10 protein-coding genes are annotated in these 17,990 nt (G+C 49.7%); 1 reads left to right on the top strand and 9 read right to left on the bottom strand.

All coding sequences use genetic code 11. The annotated features are described in order from the left end of the window. The 4 genes from G8768_RS08790 to G8768_RS08775 all read right to left on the bottom strand — a co-directional run. The coding region (locus G8768_RS08790; protein WP_167202745.1) for a Calx-beta domain-containing protein at positions 1–6,082 on the bottom strand (6,082 nt) is incomplete at its 3' end. A 378-nt stretch (positions 6,083–6,460) separates the two neighbouring features. Continuing rightward, positions 6,461–7,741 (bottom strand): TolC family outer membrane protein, encoded by a 1,281-nt coding sequence (locus G8768_RS08785; protein ID WP_166848355.1) that lies wholly within the window; start codon positions 7,739–7,741, stop codon positions 6,461–6,463. A gap of 533 nt (positions 7,742–8,274) precedes the next feature. Continuing rightward, on the bottom strand, positions 8,275–10,089 hold the full coding sequence (locus G8768_RS08780) for an HlyD family type I secretion periplasmic adaptor subunit (RefSeq protein ID WP_341800988.1): 1,815 nt from the start codon (positions 10,087–10,089) through the stop codon (positions 8,275–8,277). Beyond that, positions 10,076–12,253 (bottom strand): type I secretion system permease/ATPase, encoded by a 2,178-nt coding sequence (locus tag G8768_RS08775; protein ID WP_166848358.1) that lies wholly within the window; start codon positions 12,251–12,253, stop codon positions 10,076–10,078. Before G8768_RS08775 ends, G8768_RS08780 begins: the two co-directional genes overlap by 14 nt. Positions 12,254–12,570: 317 nt before the next feature. Here G8768_RS08775 and G8768_RS08770 point away from each other — a divergent pair, with 317 nt between their 5' ends. Continuing rightward, complete coding sequence (locus G8768_RS08770) at positions 12,571–12,918, top strand: hypothetical protein (protein ID WP_166848361.1); 348 nt, start codon at positions 12,571–12,573, stop codon at positions 12,916–12,918. 5 nt (positions 12,919–12,923) lie between these two features. Here G8768_RS08770 and G8768_RS08765 read toward each other — a convergent pair whose 3' ends face one another. The 5 genes from G8768_RS08765 to G8768_RS08745 all read right to left on the bottom strand — a co-directional run bounded on the left by G8768_RS08765 (position 12,924) and on the right by G8768_RS08745 (position 17,900). Beyond that, complete coding sequence (locus G8768_RS08765; RefSeq protein WP_166848364.1) at positions 12,924–13,448, bottom strand: regulatory protein RecX; 525 nt, start codon at positions 13,446–13,448, stop codon at positions 12,924–12,926. Positions 13,449–13,617: 169 nt separating this feature from the next. Further along, positions 13,618–14,649: a recombinase RecA gene (recA, locus tag G8768_RS08760; RefSeq protein ID WP_166848367.1), complete on the bottom strand. Its 1,032-nt coding sequence runs from the start codon at positions 14,647–14,649 to the stop codon at positions 13,618–13,620. A gap of 381 nt (positions 14,650–15,030) precedes the next feature. After that, positions 15,031–15,531 (bottom strand): CinA family protein, encoded by a 501-nt coding sequence (locus tag G8768_RS08755; RefSeq protein ID WP_166848370.1) that lies wholly within the window; start codon positions 15,529–15,531, stop codon positions 15,031–15,033. 6 nt (positions 15,532–15,537) lie between these two features. Then, complete coding sequence (locus G8768_RS08750; protein ID WP_166848373.1) at positions 15,538–16,965, bottom strand: alanine dehydrogenase; 1,428 nt, start codon at positions 16,963–16,965, stop codon at positions 15,538–15,540. Positions 16,966–17,084: 119 nt separating this feature from the next. Continuing rightward, positions 17,085–17,900, bottom strand: a complete 816-nt coding sequence (locus G8768_RS08745) for a sensor histidine kinase (protein WP_166848376.1) — start codon at positions 17,898–17,900, stop codon at positions 17,085–17,087. Positions 17,901–17,990 lie beyond the last annotated feature (90 nt).

The following is a 17,990-nucleotide window of genomic DNA, read 5'->3' as shown; positions in this document are numbered from 1 at the left end:
CACCGTTCTCGGCTGTGCCGTTGGCGAAGACGACGTTCACCTCCATATCCTGAGTGACTGAAACGGCGTTGCCGTTCTCATCAATCAGAGACACGGTGAAGATGGAGTCAGTGCCTTCGGTCACCGCACCATTGCTTTCGATAACGGCATAGACCGTATCTTCGGTTCCAGGAGGGTTATCGGAACCGGTTTGATCCGTAATCGTTGTGGTGACGTCATCGTTCGCGGTATCAACTGCAATCGCTTCGAAGGAGCTGTCAGTATCCACAACGGTGCTAATGGACACGTTAAACTGCTCTGCGCCTTCCGCGAGGAAGTCATCCAGAGTGACAATGTTAAATGTGGCAGTGCTATTCCCACCGGTCACAACAACGCTTGCCACTTCGGTGATATCCGAACCGGAAGCCGTCGTGTAGGTGTAAGCCAAGTTCACAGTAACACTGCTACCAGCAGGAACCGTCTCACTCAACGTTACGGTGTAATCCGTTGTGGTGGCACCTTCAACAACGTCCGTTGGACCTGAAAGGGAAACCAATACGGTATCAGCTGTAGTTTCATCCAAAATTGTACCGACACCGGTATCGTCGCTGATGCTTGCACCATTAGCGTTGCTCAACACAACATTGAAGTTCTCGGAGTTTTCATCCAGAGCATCATCGGAAATGGGTACAGTAATGGTCTGCGTAGCAACGCCAGCCGCAAATGTCAGCGTACCAGTGCTGGAGGTGTAATCCTCACCCGCGGTCGCGGTGCCATTATTGGTTGCATAGTCTACGGTGACTGGACCTGCGGCAACTGGATTTAGCGTCACAGTAAAAGTCGCAGTACCGTCACCTTCATTGACGGTCACATCATTGATGCTCAAAGACGGCGTGCCATCGTCATCGGTGATGGTGGTCGTCACTTGATTATCAGCGTGCTCAGCTACATCCTCGAACGCACCAGTGTCAGTGATGGAATCGATATCAACAATGATGGTTTCATTGCCCTCACCCACCGCATCGTCAACACCAGTCACAACAAAGGACGCATTATTGCTGCCGCCACTAATGGTGACAGAAGCTTGCTCGCCCGAGTAGTCGGTCCCGGAAGCTGTACCGGTGTACGCTAAACCAACTGTGACGGTCTCACCTGCTGGCACAGTCACTGGAATACCGTTTTGATCAACCAGAGTGACGGTGTAAGTCACCTGACCACCATTTTCAGCTATGGTGTCGGTACTTTGAGTCAAACGCGCAAAAATTCTATCTTCGTCACCCGGAGGATTATCGGAACCGGTTTGATCCGTAATGGTTGTGTTAACGGTGTTGTTTGTTGCATGCGCAGCAATTGCTTCGAAGGAGCTGTCGGTATCAACAATAGTCCCGATAGAGACATCAAAATCTTCCGCGCCTTCTGCGAAAGCATCATCGATAGTCTGAAGATCAAAAGTGGCCGTACTGTTTCCACCAGTGACGACAACGCTTGCAACTTCAGTGATGTCATTGCCATCAGCGTCGTTGTAGGTGTACGTCAAATTCACAGTGACACTGTTACCCGCTGGAACGGATTCACTCAAGGTTACGGTGTAATCGGTGGTGGTTTCACCTTCAACAACATTCGCCGGGCCTGCGAGTGAAACGGTAACCGTGTCATCAGGACCAGGCGTGACTTCGTCCAGGATGGTACCGACACCGGTATCATCACTGATGCTTGCACCGTTAGGGTTAGTCAAAACGACATTGAAGTTTTCGGAATTTTCATCCAGAACATCGTCAGTGATTGGAACAGTGATCGTCTGAGTTCCTACACCGGCCGCGAACGTCAATGTGCCGCTGGTAGACGTATAGTCTGCACCTGCTGTTGCAGTACCATTACTGGTTGCGTAATCCACAGTAACAGGGCCGGCCGCGACTGGACTCAATGTCACTGTGAAAGTGGCGGTACCTGCAGATTCATCGACGGTCACATCGTCAATGCTTAATGAGGGTGCACCATCGTCATCGATGATCGTCGTCGTTACCTGATTATCAGCATGCTCAGCAACGTCTTCGAAGGCACCGCTGTCGGTAATGGAGTCAATATCAACAATGATGGTTTCATTACCCTCACCCACAGCATCGTCAACGCCCGTGACAACAAAGGACGCATTGTTGCTGCCACCACTAATGGTGACAGACGCCTGCTCACCTGAGTAATCGGTGCCCGACGCCGTGCCGGTGTACGCCAAACCAACTGTGACCGTTTGCCCTGCAGGAACCGTAATCGGATTGTCATTTTCATCCACCAGAGTAACCGTATACGTTACCTGGCCACCGTTCTCAGCAATGCTTGTGACATCTTGAGTTAGCCGCGCAAAAATTCTATCTTCGTCACCCGGAGGATTATCCGGACCGGTCTGATCGGTAATCGTAGTGGTCACATTATTGTTGGTGCCGTGAGGAGCAAGCGCTTCAAAAGCCGGGCTGCTCGCACTTGCAATCGAGACATTAAAATCTTCCGCACCTTCTGCAAACGCATCATCAATAGTATCAATGGTGAATACCGCGGTGTTGGCTCCACCAGAAACCGTGACACTCGCTACTTCGGTAATATCGTCACCGGATGCCGTTGTGTAGGTGTACGACAAATTAACTGTCGCTGTGCTGCCTACCGGAACAGTTTCACTCAAGGTTACGGTGTAGTTGGTAGTCGTAGCACTCTCAACAACGTTTGCCGGACCGCTTAAAGAAACAGTCACTGTATCTTCCGGGCCTTGTGTAGGCTCATCGGTAATTGTACCAACACCGCTTAGATCATGGCCGTTAGTTGCTGTGTTCGCACTCAGATTACTGAGATCGATATTAAAGTTTTCGCTGCCTTCCGCCAGGAAATCATCGGTAATCGGAATTGAAATGGTCGTCGTTAAACTACCTGCGGTAACCGTTCCGCTTCCGGTCGTCGCTGTGTAATCAGCGCCGGCAATTGCCGTGCCGTTGCTGGTCGCAAAATCAAAGGTCACATCTTGCAGCGTGGAGCTGGAAAGCGTCACAGTAAATTCGAGCGTACCGGCCTGTTCATTCACTGTTACATCGTTAACCGATACGGTTGGCGCGGTTTCATAAATAGCGGAAACCGTTGCAGAATTGGAGCGCAAACCTTCGTTGTCGGCAATGGAGTATTGAATCGGTGTTGGGTTGCTGATGAAACCTGCATCAGGAGTAAAAGTAATTTGACCAGGGTTCGGGCCAACCGTCCAAACACCTTCATTGGCAACCGTTAAACTTGTAACCTGACCACCTGGAGTTTCAATCAAAATGGAATTCAGATCCAGGGTACCGTCATCGGTATCGTTACCAGCAACGTTGATGGTCGATGCTGTGTTCAATGCCGTTGCACTACCCACATCATCGACCGCAACAGGTGGTTGCGCGACATAGCTTACGCTTACCGCCGCCGCATTGGATTCATTACCATCATTATCTTCAACGGTGTAGGTAATCGGTGCAGGGTTGGTTGTAAAACCCGCTTCCGGAGTGAAGGTAATCTCACCGGTAGTGGTGTTCACACTCCAGGTACCCTCACCCGCGACCACCAAAGATTCACCTGGGTTTGCCGTACCGGTAATTTGCACCGACGCAGGATTCAAACTGCCATCAGGATCGCTGTCGTTCGCCAGCACATCGACGGTAACCGGTTGAGTCGTTGTATTACCGGTGCTGCTATCGATAACGGCGGTTGGAGGTTGCGCCGTAAAAGAAATGGTTACGGTTGCCTGATTTGAAATCGCGCCATCATTATCAGCAACGGTATAACTGATTGGTGAAGGATCGCCAGTAAAACCAGCCTCTGGTGTGAAAGTAATTTCACCGGTAGCACTGTTTACGGACCACACACCTTGCCCACCAACTGTCAAACTGGTGCCTGCACCTGGGGTTCCAACAATTTGAACACTGCTGGGAACGAGTGAGCCATCCGGGTCATTGTCATTCGCCAGTACATCAATCACGACTGGGGAATTAGTTGTGTTCCCGCCAACAACATCGTTACTGGCAATCGGCGGTGTGTTCGGATCAATAACGGTGAAAGTTAACACCGAATCGTCGGTGTTCGGGCCGTCGGTTACGGTGTAATTGATGGGCGGAACCGTGCCGGAAAATGTGGCACTTGCCGTAAAGGTATAACTACCATTTTCGCTGATAGTAATTGAACCCACACCAATAATATTCGCGGTTTCGCCAGGCTGGAAAGTATCACCACCAACGGTAAAGGAAACAACCGTCGCTGGCTCCGGGCCATCAGGGTTATCGGTATTCGCTAAAACATTACCACTGGCACTTTGACCTGACAAAGTACTGGCTGACTCATCGTCATCCGATAATACGTTCGCGGCATCAACATTGATTGTGATCGTCGCTACGGAAGTGCTGCCATCACTGTCACTTACCGTGTAAGTAAAGACATCTTCACCAAACACACCCGGGTTGGCTGTGTAGGTATAGCTACCATCAGCATTAATAACGATGGTGCCCTTGTCAGAACTTACTGCCGTGCCAACACCACCGGTCGAAGCCGCACCAGAATCGCCAGCAATAACGCCCACAACGCCGGCCGAATCAAAGCCATCGGCGCCTGCAATATCGGCCTGCCCATCGGTTGTGTTGCTGTCACCAGAAGGGATATCAACGCCGGTAATCACATTACCCGTTGCCACCAAACTGGTATCGATAGAATCAATTTGATCGGCCGCGATCGGCGCGTCGTCCAGAATATTAATCTGCAGATTGCCTGTCGCATCATCTGCAGAATTGCCATCCGCATCGGAAACCACAACGGGCAACACTTCGTTCACCGGACCATTACTGTGATCCGCTGCGCGATCCAAAGTGTAGCTGTAATTAATTTGATTGCCGCTTACAGAGGTAATGGTCAATGTACCGAAAGTACCCTGAACAACAGTGCCTTCTAATTGGCCATTGTTCAGAACCACTACACCACCAATACTGATGGTCGCCTCGCCATCACCGGCCAGAAAACTAAAGCTGCCAGTGGTGGTTTCAGAATTATCGCTGTTGTTTGCGCCATTACCATCGGACAGTTCGCCTGTACCTTCTGGCAAACCAGCTTCGTTCACGGTATTGACCAAACCGCCTTGAGCATCGGTACCTGGATCTGTTACGTCCAGACGAGGAATACCGTCAATATTGATCGTCAAGGTCGCCGTGGAGGTATCGTCGTCAGAATCGATAATGGTGTAAGTGAAAGAGTCGATACCGCTGGCATCGCGGTTTGGTGTGTAGGTGTAACTACCGTCCCCATTGACGATTAGCACACCTTTGTCAGAAACCAACTCAACACCCACGGTGTCGCTGTCAATTAATGCCGCTTGGGTATCACCCAAAGAAACACCAACAACAACCGCATCACCAAAACCATTGATGCCGGAATCGTCCGCATTGCCATCAAAATCATTGTCATCGCCGTTGGCGATATCAATACCGGTTACAACGTTACCGGTGGCCACACCCAAAGCAGTGACCTCTTCGGTGTCATCACTTGCTTCAGGAGCGGAATCAATAGGATCAGATTGATCGTTATTATCAACAAAAGAAGAACTTGGCGGCGTGGTTTCAAAACCCGCCAACGGGATGGTTTCGTCACCGGTCATGACAAAACGAACACCTGTGGCAACCGCACTATCGCCGCCACCACCGGTTGGGGCCGTACCCGCTGCTGCGGCCGGCAGTAATTCATCAAGGCTTAAACCTTCTTCAAGGCCTTGCTGTAGTCGATCAAAATCGATGCCTTCTTCAACGGAATCTTTAACGTCATTTTTCCGAATCAGATCCATCAAACGCTGATCAATATCGATACTTTGATTGTGGCCCAATACCAACAAACCGCCACCAGGGAACTTGATAACAATCGCTGCCCCGGCTTCGGTCACCAGATTATCGCCAAGGCCAACTTTCTGGCCCATTTCAACGGCACTACCTCCGTCAAGAACAATTCCTTTTATTGCAACAACGGTACCTCGATCAGCCGCGGCAACATCACTTGTCGCCACATCCGTACTGGTCTGATTGGTATTTGAATTGTCATTTACAACAACGTTATCCGCCATAATCTTTTCCACTTATATGGTCAAAGTATCGAAATGGGCTTCCAGCCCCTTCAAATTTAGTTTCTTAGCATGCCGTTTGATAAACAAAACCCTTCCCGGCTGATAGACAGGAGGACTTGTTAACATCCTTTGGCAATGAACACGCATTAAAGCTAATTACCCATAGTTGCCATTCGGCAGATCCAGCAATTTCTATAGGCCGTTTATCAGTTAACTACTGTCCAGGTAACAATTGACCTGTCTACAACTAAGAACAAAGCTATGCGAAATATGTGGGGATTAAACCAACAAGGCCCGGCAAAGACAGAACCTTTCCGGGCTAACTCAATGCCAAGCAGAGCCTATTCCGGCACATACTTTCGCAAAACTACGCAACGCTTACTGAGCTAAACCCAACTTGGGCAATAGCACACCCATTGAGTTATACACTCGCAGTTCAGCCAACTTTTTGTTGTAAGCGGCCTGAATCAGGTTGCGCTTGGCATCCACTACTTCGTTTTCGGTATTCAATAAATCCAATAAGGTGCGGCGACCGATATTAAATTGCTCGATATAAGCCTTTTTGGTCGCTTCGGCGGAATTCACATGTTGCTGCAAATACTGCAACTGGGCATTCACCGATTCAAAAGCAGTCCAGGACAAACGCAAACCCTCAACCACCTGGCGGCGGGTGTTATTGCGAACGTCTTTAGCTTCTTCTATTAAGTAGCTGGTTTGTTTGCGGCGTGCTTTATCAGCACCACCACGATAGAGGTTGTAGCGGGCACGAATGGCAATCACCGAGCGCTCATCTTCACCAACCACACCGCCAATGTCTTCGTTCCAGTTCTGATCGGCTTCCAGACGGATATCCGGATAGTAAGAACTCTTGGCAGCTTCGTGTTGGGCGAGCGTTGCGTCGATATCGGCATTCGCCGTTTTCAGCGTTGGATGATTGGCCAGAGCCAGCTCAGTAGCTTCGTCCAGAGATGCTGGCAGACTTTCAGCAGCATTGGGCATACCCAAAGCAGACATATTTGGCATGGAACCAACAACGCGATAATAGTTGGTTACCGAATCTTTCAAATTGGCATCGGCAACGACAACATTACTGTTGGCCAAAGCCAAACGAGCGGCAATCTGGTCCAGATCGGCTCGGCTACCCACGCCGGATTGATTACGCAGCACCATTTGGTCATAGATGCTTTTATGTTCTTCTAGTGAGGCTTCAGCAAGCTTCAACAGGTCGACCTGAGCCATCAGAGCCAAATAAACTTCACTGGTACGAAGCGCTATCAATTCCTGAGAGGTGCTTATTGAGTGGCTCGCACTGGCGGCTCTAGCTTCCTGACGACGAACCTCGGAACGGGTGGCGAAGCCGTCAAAGATCAGCTGCCTTGCGGATATAGAGGCCTCTTCACGGGTCAGGTTAACTTCATTTTGGCCGGTTGTGGGCGATTGGGTGTTCTCACGACCGATGCCCAAAGCGATATCAATAGAAGGGAGGTAGCCAGATCTGGCTCCTTTGATTTCCTGCTCGCGGGACAGCAGCTGATTTTTTGCAGCACTGATCTCGGGGTGGCTATCCAATGCGGCTTGAACCGCCTGATTAAAATGTTCTGCCTGAGCAGTAGCCGTCCCAACAATACCCGCTAGCAAAGCGATTGTTCTTATTTTCATAACTCTTTTACCCGGCCCCCATGCCACTTCAACTAATGCCTTTTTAGTAGGAATTGTGAGGTTTCTCACAAACTCCGCAATTATAAGTGTTAAGTACGTCATAAAAAACCCCAACAAATAGTCGTAAAGACAACTCAGGCGACAGGGTCGTATGCTCCGGGATTGGCGTCCTCGTTTACATTACCTTCAATTACGGATTCAGCGCGCATTAATAATGAGTAAAATAATAATGATTTAAGCGCCAAAGTAATGCATTTAAACTAAGTTTTCCATAATTTTTGGTAATTACTGACCAACTTCGTCACATACTGAATCGCCCAGCCATATTAAAAATGACCAAAAAACAGGCCATTTCTGCAATAGCAATCTTTAGCGTCTCGTCAAACGATAACCTTAAGGAATATAGAAGCACTGATTATATTCCTAAAGAATACAAAAAATGTGTATATGCTAGGCATTTTTATCTATTCAGACAGGAAATTATCCCCGTTTGAAACAGGGACATAGAGGGTTTTAGGCAGGCAGCAGTTAACTTATCGCTCTCGTAAGGCTAACTGCTTGGTTTTGAGGATTGGTTTCAGAATATAATCCAGCACAGTTTTTTCACCGGTCAGGATATCCACGCTTACGGTCATGCCCGGAATAATCGGCAATGGTTCCTGTTCGCTACCCAAAAAGGCTTTTTCAGTCTCAACCCGTACGGTGTAAAAACTCTCGCCTTCTTCATCAACGATGGTATCCGGGCTGATATGAGTCACTTTGCCTTTCAGACCGCCGTGAATGGAGAAATCGTAAGCCGTAAATTTCACAATCGCTTCCTGGCCAGGATGCAGGAAAGCGATATCAGTGGGCCTGATTTTGGCTTCAACCAACAAACTGTCCTCCGTTGGAACAATCTGAATCAGATCCATGCCCGGCTGGATAACACCACCAATGGTGTTCACCATGACCTGCTTGATGGTCCCCGCAACCGGTGAAATCACCAGGGTACGGTCAACTCGATCTTCCAGTGCTCCACTGCTTTCCGAAAGGCGTTGCAATTCCAGACGGACATCTGCCAGTTCCTTGCGTGATTCATTGCGAAAGGCCAGCTGGGCACCCTGTAACTTATCACGGGCTTCCTGCAAACTGGATTGGGCTCGGGGAATCGCCAGCTCGGCACCTTTAAGTTCACCGTACAGATCGTTCACCTGGCGCTCCAACCTGAGCAACTCAACCTGAGACATCGCTCCGGAGCTTACCAACGGCTTACTGATTTGCAGCTCCTGATCCAATAGACGATAACTGCGTTGATGTTGATCTCGACGGGCTTTCAGCTCGTTGAGTTCCTGCCTACGCTGAGTCACCTGTTGTGCCAGAACCTGGTCTTTACTGTTCTGTTCTTCCTGTCGGGAAAGATACAAAGCTCGTTCCTGAGACCAGACAGTCTCGCCAACACCTTCGATAGGAAGCTCTGGAAAATCGGCACCATCGGCTTCATAGCTTAAGCGTGCGGCTTTCGCTTTCAGCTGATCCAATGTCACATCGGCTTCGCGCAGGGACGAAGAAAACTGCGTATCATCCAGGCGCAATAACGGCTCTTTCGCTTTAACCGTTTGCCCTTCACGCACAAAGAGTTCCGCAACAATACCGCCCTCCTGGTGCTGAACCACTTTCACTTGGGAAGAAGGGATGACTTTGCCTTCACCTCGGGTGAATTCATCCACATAGGCGAGAGAAGCCCATACGATCGCAACAATCACAAACGTACAAATCGCCCACAACAATTGTTGGCCTCCGCGAGGGGATTGCTGCAAAACGGCGGCGGCGGCAGAGGACATATAATCCAGGTCTTCCTGAATCAATTCCTTATCGCCTTCAAACCAGGCCTTGGGCTTTGCTTGGGCGGTTGCAGCTTCACCAGCAACCGGGGCAGCTTGGGAGGCCTCCTCAACGTTTTGATTGCCAGCCGGCATATCCGCTTGAGCCGTTGGTTTTACTTCAGCCTTAATTTCAGCTGTAACGTCGGCATTGGTCTCCGCTTTTATATCACCAGCCGCCGGAGAGGCCGATGTCGGTTTTGGGGTAACGCTTGCCTTCTGAACGTTTGCTTGAGCTTTTGGGTTTTGGGCTTGGCTTTGAGGGGCCTTAACATTTTGAGGCTGCTTTTTCTGAGCCTGGGCCTTCTGAGCCGCAGCAGCCTGAGCTTTCGCATCAAGCTGTTGGCGCACCTGGGCAGTTGGCGCTTTTACTTTTACAGAACTCGCGTTGACATTCACTTTAGCGGCAGCCGGCTTCGCCGGTGCAGCGGCCTTCGGTTTAGTTGGCTGATCCGGATTTTTCGGATTCGATGGATTATTGCTCGACACGAATTTGCCCCTTCTTCAATGCATCCAACACAGACTCCTTCGAGCCATCAGCAATTAATTTTCCGTTTTCCAAAACAATAATTCTATCCACCAAATCCAGCAGTGAGGTTTTGTGAGTCACCAAGATCACCGTCTTTCCCTGAGTAACCTGCATCAAATTCTGTTTCAACTTGGCTTCAGTACTGTTATCCATTCCCGTAGAGGGCTCATCCAGCAAATAAATGCTGGGGTCTTTGATTAAGGCACGGGCAACACCAATACTTTGTCGCTGACCACCGGAAAGAAAAGCACCGCGCTCGCCGACAGGACGCTGGAAGCCCATAGGGTGTTTGTTTACAAAACCAGTCACCCCGGAATGTTCCGCAGCACGCACAATTTGCTGATCCGTCGCATGGGGGGTTCCGTAAGCAATATTGTCTTTTACTGAACCGAAAAACAGGGAAACATCCTGGGGAACATAGCCCACGCCGTGACGCAAATCCGCCGGATCCAACTGCTGAATATCGATACCATCGATCAACACCGAGCCTGCGGTGGGTTGAAACAAGCCCATCATCAACTTCTGCACGGTAGTTTTACCTGAACCCATGCGTCCAATAATAGCCACGCGCTCACGGGGTTTGATCGTAAACGAAACGGTTTCAATACTCGGATGTTCCTCGCCGGGATAAGCGAAAGACACTTTATTAAAACGAACCTCACCGGAAAAGCTTGGGCGCTTGATAAAGGTTTTTTCTTCATCACGCTCCTGAGCCTTATCAACAATAGTTTCCAAAGATTCCAAAGCTGTGACGGTCTGCTCGAAATTCACCAGCAAACTGGACAATTGAGACAAGGGCGCCAAGGCTCGACTGGTCAACATCACACAGGCTATCAGCGCGCCCATGGTAAGTTCTTTTTCCGCAATCAAATAAACACCGGCAACAATCACAGCCACCGAACTCAATTGCACCACAGTGCCAGCAACAGTAACCGCCGAGTTGGAGAGCAAACGGGATTTCTGCCCCCAATAGGCCAGGTGTCCAACCGATTTTTCCCAAGCACGTTGAACCCGTCCTTCAGCACCCAGACCTTTTACTGTCTCCAAACTGGCCAACGCTTCTACCAACGTCGAATTTTTTTGCGCCGAGGACTGCATGGTTTCTTCAACTGATTGGCGCAACGGTTTCAAAATAAACAATGCGTAACCGATCACAATAGGGATACAAGCCAGAGGAACCAGAACCAAGGGCCCACCAACGTAAAAAATCACCAGCAGGAATAAAATGGTAAACGGCAAATCCACAAAGGCCGTGACCGTGGACGAAGTAATAAAACTGCGGACGCTTTCAAAGTCTTTCAATTGGCTGGCAAATGAACCCACAGACATCGGTTTGTCTTCCAGCCGAGCCCCCAGTACCCGTTCGAAAATCATTGCCGACAACAGGACATCCGACTTCTTACCCGCGACCTCAATAAAGTAACCCCGTAATAATTTCAGTACCAGGTCAAAGAAATAGACGGTCGCAACACCGATGGCCAACACCCACAAAGTCTCAACAGCTTCGTTTGGCACCACCCGGTCATAAACGTTCATCACAAACAGAGGGTTGGCAATCGCGAACAGGTTGATAAACAGTGATGCCAACAAAACATCGCGGTAGATACGCCAGGAACGTCCCAATACTCCCCAGAACCAATGCCCCTTTTGGCGAACCTTAATTTCCTGAGTACGCTCATCATAGCGATGCAGGGGCTTACAGAAAATGGAATAGCCGCTGTACCGTTCTTGCAGAACGCTCAGATCGACGACATTTTTGCCGTTGCTGTGAGGGTCAAGAACTTCAGCTTTTCCGGATTGGGCATCCAGCTTGGTCAGCACGCAGGCATCATTATTTTCCAGCAAGAGTACCGCCGGCAGCACAAGTGCACTGATTTGATCCAGGGGGCGTTCAATTACTTTAGCCGACAGGCCTGCACGTTCCGCTGAACGAATAAATAATTTGGGAGTCAGGCGCTCGTTAATCAGCGGCAAACCCGCCGTGAGGGATGTTTCAGATATCGGCAGGTGTTCAATTCTGGCGATAATGAGCAGGGACTCTAACAATGGGTCGCAAAAGCTGGCACTCTCCGCTGGGCCTTCCCCTAATTCCTGAATTTCTGTTTGGCTACTTGCCTGCTCCATCAAGACCTCTTAATTCTTTATTCGCGCTTGTCGCTAACACGTGTATAAGCTGCATTTGCACAATTCATACAACACCTAACAGCACGCTGTTTATTTCCCGCTATCGACTGTATCGGCGGGTCAGTTTATGGCTTAACTCTTATCGATTGAGCCTGTCCCAAGCTAAAGCGCCACCCAAGTCTTCTATTATCCGAGTATTCAGGCACAAAATCATACTTACTTCGGAGCTTGAAAAGTTGTTCTAGCTGGATTGTATACTACTATTGCTATATTTAACCTGTATTGTAGTCTGCGATTCAAAAAACGAAACCCATCCTATGCCTTATATTCAACGTGACTCGAATGGCAACATAAGCGCCATTTCAATGAACTCCGGGCCAGAATTTAGTGAATATCTATCTCCGACCCACCCACAATTGGTCTCATTTCTGGACAGCTACAAGGATGCCAGTCAGTCTTTGGCAACTTTGGAAGAGTCGGATATGGAGTTCGTACGGATTACGGAGGATTTGGTGAATACTCTGGTCGCCAAGAATGTCATCTTGTTTACCGACCTACCAGAAGCCGTACAGAGAAAGCTGCTGGCCAGGGAAAGATTGCGAGAACAAATTCAGGGGGAGCGCAATGCCAGCTTTATGGATGACGAAGAGAATGGCTACTTCTGAGGATATTATTCGCCCACCGCTCGGTTGGCTTCTGCCAACGCATAGTGGATCTGATCCCCTGAAAACCCTTGGCCCTGTAAATATCGATAGCGCTTCGACTTCTCTTTTACGTCCATCGAAGGCCCGGAAAAACGGCATTGCAGGCTTTCCAATGCCAACTCATGCCAGTCCACATCACTTTCCAGTAATGCGCTGTCGATAGACACATTCGATAACCCTTTATGCTTCATTTCCATACGAATACGTGTTGGGCCGCGACGCTTTGAAATAGAAGCTCGCAAAAACATGGCGGCATAACGTTGATCGTCCAGATAGGAAAGCTCTTCCAACCAATTCAGAACCTCATCAATCAAGCCGGTTTTATCATGCTGACGTGCCAGCTTGGAAAATAGCTCAGCACGGCAGTATTCTCGGCGGCTGATAGCCGCCAGTGCAGAATTCTTTATTTTGGCCAGCACTTCACGATCTGTTGGTTCATTATCCACCACAGCTTGATCGCGATAGTCGTCCAGGGAAACAATTTTTTCCATAGTCCTGCCCCTTTTGCTGTTTAAGGAACGGCTGCTTTATCCAAGCAAGTCTTACTGAATATAAAGTGGTCAAACAGTCAGGCTCAAAATAGAGCCTGATAGAGAAGTTGTTGCACATGCCCTACTGTTCTTTCTTTAGAGCATGTGCAATCCAGCGAGGAAAGAGGGATCAGGCTTGCTCTGCACCCTCAGCAGATTCATCAGCCTCGGGGGCACCACCCAAGAGTTCTGCACGCACACGCCCTTCGATCTCTTCCGCCAAGGCGGTGTTCTCATTCAGGAACTTCACAACATTGTTCTTGCCCTGACCAATTTTGTCGCCGTTGTAGCTATACCAGGCACCGGCCTTGTCGATAAAGCCCAACTTAACACCAAAGTCGATCACCTCACCCAAACGGTTAATACCTTCACCGTACAGGATCTGGAATTCAGTTTGCTTGAACGGAGGAGCAACCTTGTTTTTAACCACTTTGACTCGAGTTTCACTACCAATCACTTCATCGCCATCTTTCACCGCGCCAATACGGCGAATATCCAAACGAACAGAAGAGTAGAATTTCAAAGCGTTACCACCGGTAGTGGTTTCCGGGTTGCCGAACATCACACCGATCTTCATACGAATCTGGTTAATGAAGATCGCCAGACAATTGGCATTTTTAATATTACCGGTGATTTTACGCAGTGCTTGAGACATCAAGCGCGCTTGTAAACCTACGTGATGATCACCCATCTCACCTTCAATTTCAGCTTTTGGTGTCAGGGCTGCAACGGAGTCAACCACCAGAACATCGATCGCACCAGAGCGAACCAGCATGTCAGCAACTTCCAAAGCCTGCTCACCGGTGTCTGGCTGGGAAACAATCAAATCATCAACATTTACGCCCAGCTTCTCAGCATAGATAGGGTCCAATGCATGCTCTGCATCGATAAAGGCGCAAGTACCGCCCTGTTTCTGGGCTTCCGCAATAGCCTGCAACGTTAAGGTAGTCTTACCAGAAGATTCAGGGCCATAGATTTCTACGATTCGCCCTTTTGGCAAACCGCCGATACCCAAAGCGACATCCAAACCAAGGGAGCCGGTAGAAACCGCAGGAATTTTTACCTGCTCTTTATCGCCCATCCGCATAACGGTGCCTTTACCGAACTGACGTTCAATCTGGCCAAGGGCGGCTTGTAATGCCTTTTCTTTGTTCTGATCCATGGGACACCTCGTCGTTTAGGCTTTTTGCCTTTTGTATTCTTGTGGTTGAAAGCGATGCTTAAGGATGTACGACCGCCCTGGACAACGTTGCACAACATTGAACAACGAGTACAGGTACCTTTCTTTAGCTTCCGCTTTCTGAATTTTTTATCGATCTTCGCTTAAGGCTATGAGTCGTTTTCTCAATCGACTCACTCTGTCTGGCTTTGCCTAACTTATCGGGCTTAACTCAGTCTGGTTTGACGAACCTGATTCCAGAGGCCATTGGCTACGATTCGGAAAGAAGCATAATTCAAAAATACTGTATACGCAACCAGTACTTGATTTATATACAGTAGTTTTTCAAAAATAATGTGATTGGACGGGTTTGCAAGAAAGAAACTACCCCAAAAGCGGCAATTCAGACGCCAGCAGCAAGGCTCGCTCAACCGCTTTAATCCTCACAGCTTGGCGATCCCCTTCAAACAGACAGCATTCGCTGCGGCACTTAATCTGTCCATCTTCCAGCCAGGCCCAAGCCAGCCATACTGTGCCCACCGGCTTCGTCGGGGTTCCACCACCGGGTCCGGCAATGCCGCTACTGGCTAGAGCGATATCAGCCCCGGCCTTACGCAAAGCACCTTCGGCCATAGCTTCGACCACTTCCTCACTGACCGCGCCATGAGCCTGCAGGAGCCCCTCAGGCACCCCCAATAATGTGGTTTTTGCTTCATTAGCATAGGTAACAAATCCATATTCAAACCAGGCTGAGCTACCAGCGATATCGGTGATAGCGCTGGCAATCCCACCGCCGGTGCAAGATTCCGCACAGCTGATATACAGCCCTTTGTCTTGCAGAGCATCACCTAGAGATTTAGCCAGCGCCGTGATTGAATCCGCCATACGCCATCAAACCTCCGAGGGGGCCGAGGGGAAAGGACCGCAAACCAGAGCACGTTCAACACCCGGCGCAAGATCAGCCAAGCCTTTACAAAGCTGTTCAGTCCCCAGAAGCACATCGGCAATCTGCCCGGAGTAACGAATAGCGGTTTCACGCATCATGCCCATCATTGGCCAGCCCCAGAGGGAGGATACGGTCACGCCATCGCGCTCAAAATGCGGGTCGGTCAGGAACGTACAGGACTCCACCGCCTCCACTGGGCTGCGATTTGTCGGGCTACCCCCAACGAGATCAATGACCACCGATCCATCGGGCACCAGATTCTTAAGGTGGGAATTGCTCACCAGAAAATTAATGCCGCGCAAATGCGGTGGCTGTTCAGCGCCATTCACAACCAGATCAATATCGTTCAACCAGTAATCAATGCGGCCTTTGCTGGTGTGGGTGCGCCCCAGCACATGAATGGTTTTGACCCCTTGATCATGCAACGCGTGAATCGCGCCCTGCCCGACATTGCCATAACCGAGAACGGCCACTTTGGCGTCTTTGATGTCGAGCTCCGGTTTATTCTCAGCCAGCAGCTTCAAGCCATAGCGGGCACCGGCCATGCCGGTTTCGTGCAGGCATTGAATGCGACGCAGCCCAAACTCACGAGGTGGGTGGCTCTTGCGGTACTCCGCAACTGCTTGTTCACCATGCTCACCTTCAAATTCCGCCAGGTCCAATACGCCCTCACCAGCTTTTTGCAGGCTGGCGATCAAACCCTGGCGCTGCAGAATTCTACTGTCATAAACATACAGACTGTTATTGCGACTGAGTTCAAGATCCGCAGTAGCAATGTCCGCATTGAGCAGCTGCAGAGAACGCGGATCCCGGTTACCCGCCCGTCGAACCGCAGCCCCCAAACACTCAGACCACCCCAAAACCTTCACATTGAGCGAACCAATGCTGTTATCAGCCATATAAGGGCTGAGCGCCTTGTTCATCGCAGTGCGGCCGATAATAGAGGCATCGGACTGACGCTTAGGTGATTCCAGAATTTCTTCCATCGCGATCACATTGATGCGCTGGTCGGCCAATAACTGAGCGCGATCAGGATAGGAATGAAAATGTGCCATGCAAAACAAAGTGGTGCCTGGACGCATCACTTTGATAGATTCCAGAGACGGCCCCTTGAACTTGATGATCAAATCCTTGTTCACATAGATTTCTTCGGCGCTTTGCATAATCGCACCCTGGTCGAGATACTCCTGATCACTGAAACCAACGCCTTCGCCAGCACCATGCTCAACATAAACCTCGCGACCCGCTGCCACCAGCTTGGCAACATCTTCAGGTATCAGAGCGACGCGTTTTTCCAAACCACCAGGGTTTTCCGGGGATTCAATTTCCTTCACCAGTGCGATGGACTGAAAGGCTGGAAACTGAGCTGACATGGTAATTCCCTCAAAAGCAAAAGAGGGAGAATAACAGGCCATGTTGCAGCTGCAAGTGCTTTCGTTTAGGGGCTTACAAGAGAGCAGGAAATAGTGCAGCAGCTCAACAATGGCGCTGTTTAATTTTCGTTCACAGCCAGATTCGGAAGGAAGATTTTGAAATCGCTGCCTTTACCCAATTGGGACTCACAGTCGATTGAACCCATTAATGGACGCTTCAATAATTCCGCCACAATACTGAGCCCCAAACCACTTCCACCATGCTCACTGGCGGTTGTGTAAAAACTGTCGAAGGCTTTGGCTCTGACCTCCGGGCTCATACCTGCACCATTGTCACTCAACTCAATCAGCACTCCGCCCTGTGGGCTTTCTGCATCGGCATTTTGTATTTGGGTTTTGAGTTGAATAGCGAGCGGTTTGCCGGGCACTCTAGCATGCTGAATAGCATTCATGATCAGATTGCTGAGCAGCTGTGTAAAGGCTCCCGGGCAAGTAGAGAGTCGCAGCTCTTGATCGCAAACAATCTTTAACTCGCAGCGAGCTTCTCTCAAGGCGGGAAACAAACTCATTTTGAGTTGCTCAAAATAGTCCGCCAGTTCGACGGAGCGGACACGCTCTTGGGCCTGATCAATGGCCATCCGTTTAAAGCTATCCATCAGAGCATTGGCACGCTGGGTATTGGCCTGCAGAATACCTGCGGATTCAGTAACCAGTGCGAGAAATGTTTCCAGGCTGTGCTGGGTCATCTTGCCGGCCTTGTAATCTTGCTGCATCCTTCGGGCTTTCAGTTCCAGATTGGACGCCGCCGTCACAGCAATGCCCAAAGGGGTTTTGACCTCATGCCCCATTGTCGCCAGCATGTGCGCCAACTCCTCGGCTCTTTGTTTGGCGATATGCAATTGGCTTAGCAGCTCATCTTTTGAATCCGTACTCATCAATGTACCAGCTAAATTCAGCCCCAGCAGAATGACATCATCAGGGATCGATGTTGAATGATTAGACCTACCAAGCATAGATCTAACTAT

Origin of the sequence: Pseudoteredinibacter isoporae, assembly GCF_011602085.1 — a bacterium.
Lineage (GTDB): Bacteria > Pseudomonadota > Gammaproteobacteria > Pseudomonadales > Cellvibrionaceae > Pseudoteredinibacter > Pseudoteredinibacter isoporae.
The sequence above is the reverse complement of the archived record's forward strand: the minus strand, read 5'-3'. Positions and strand labels throughout refer to the sequence as shown.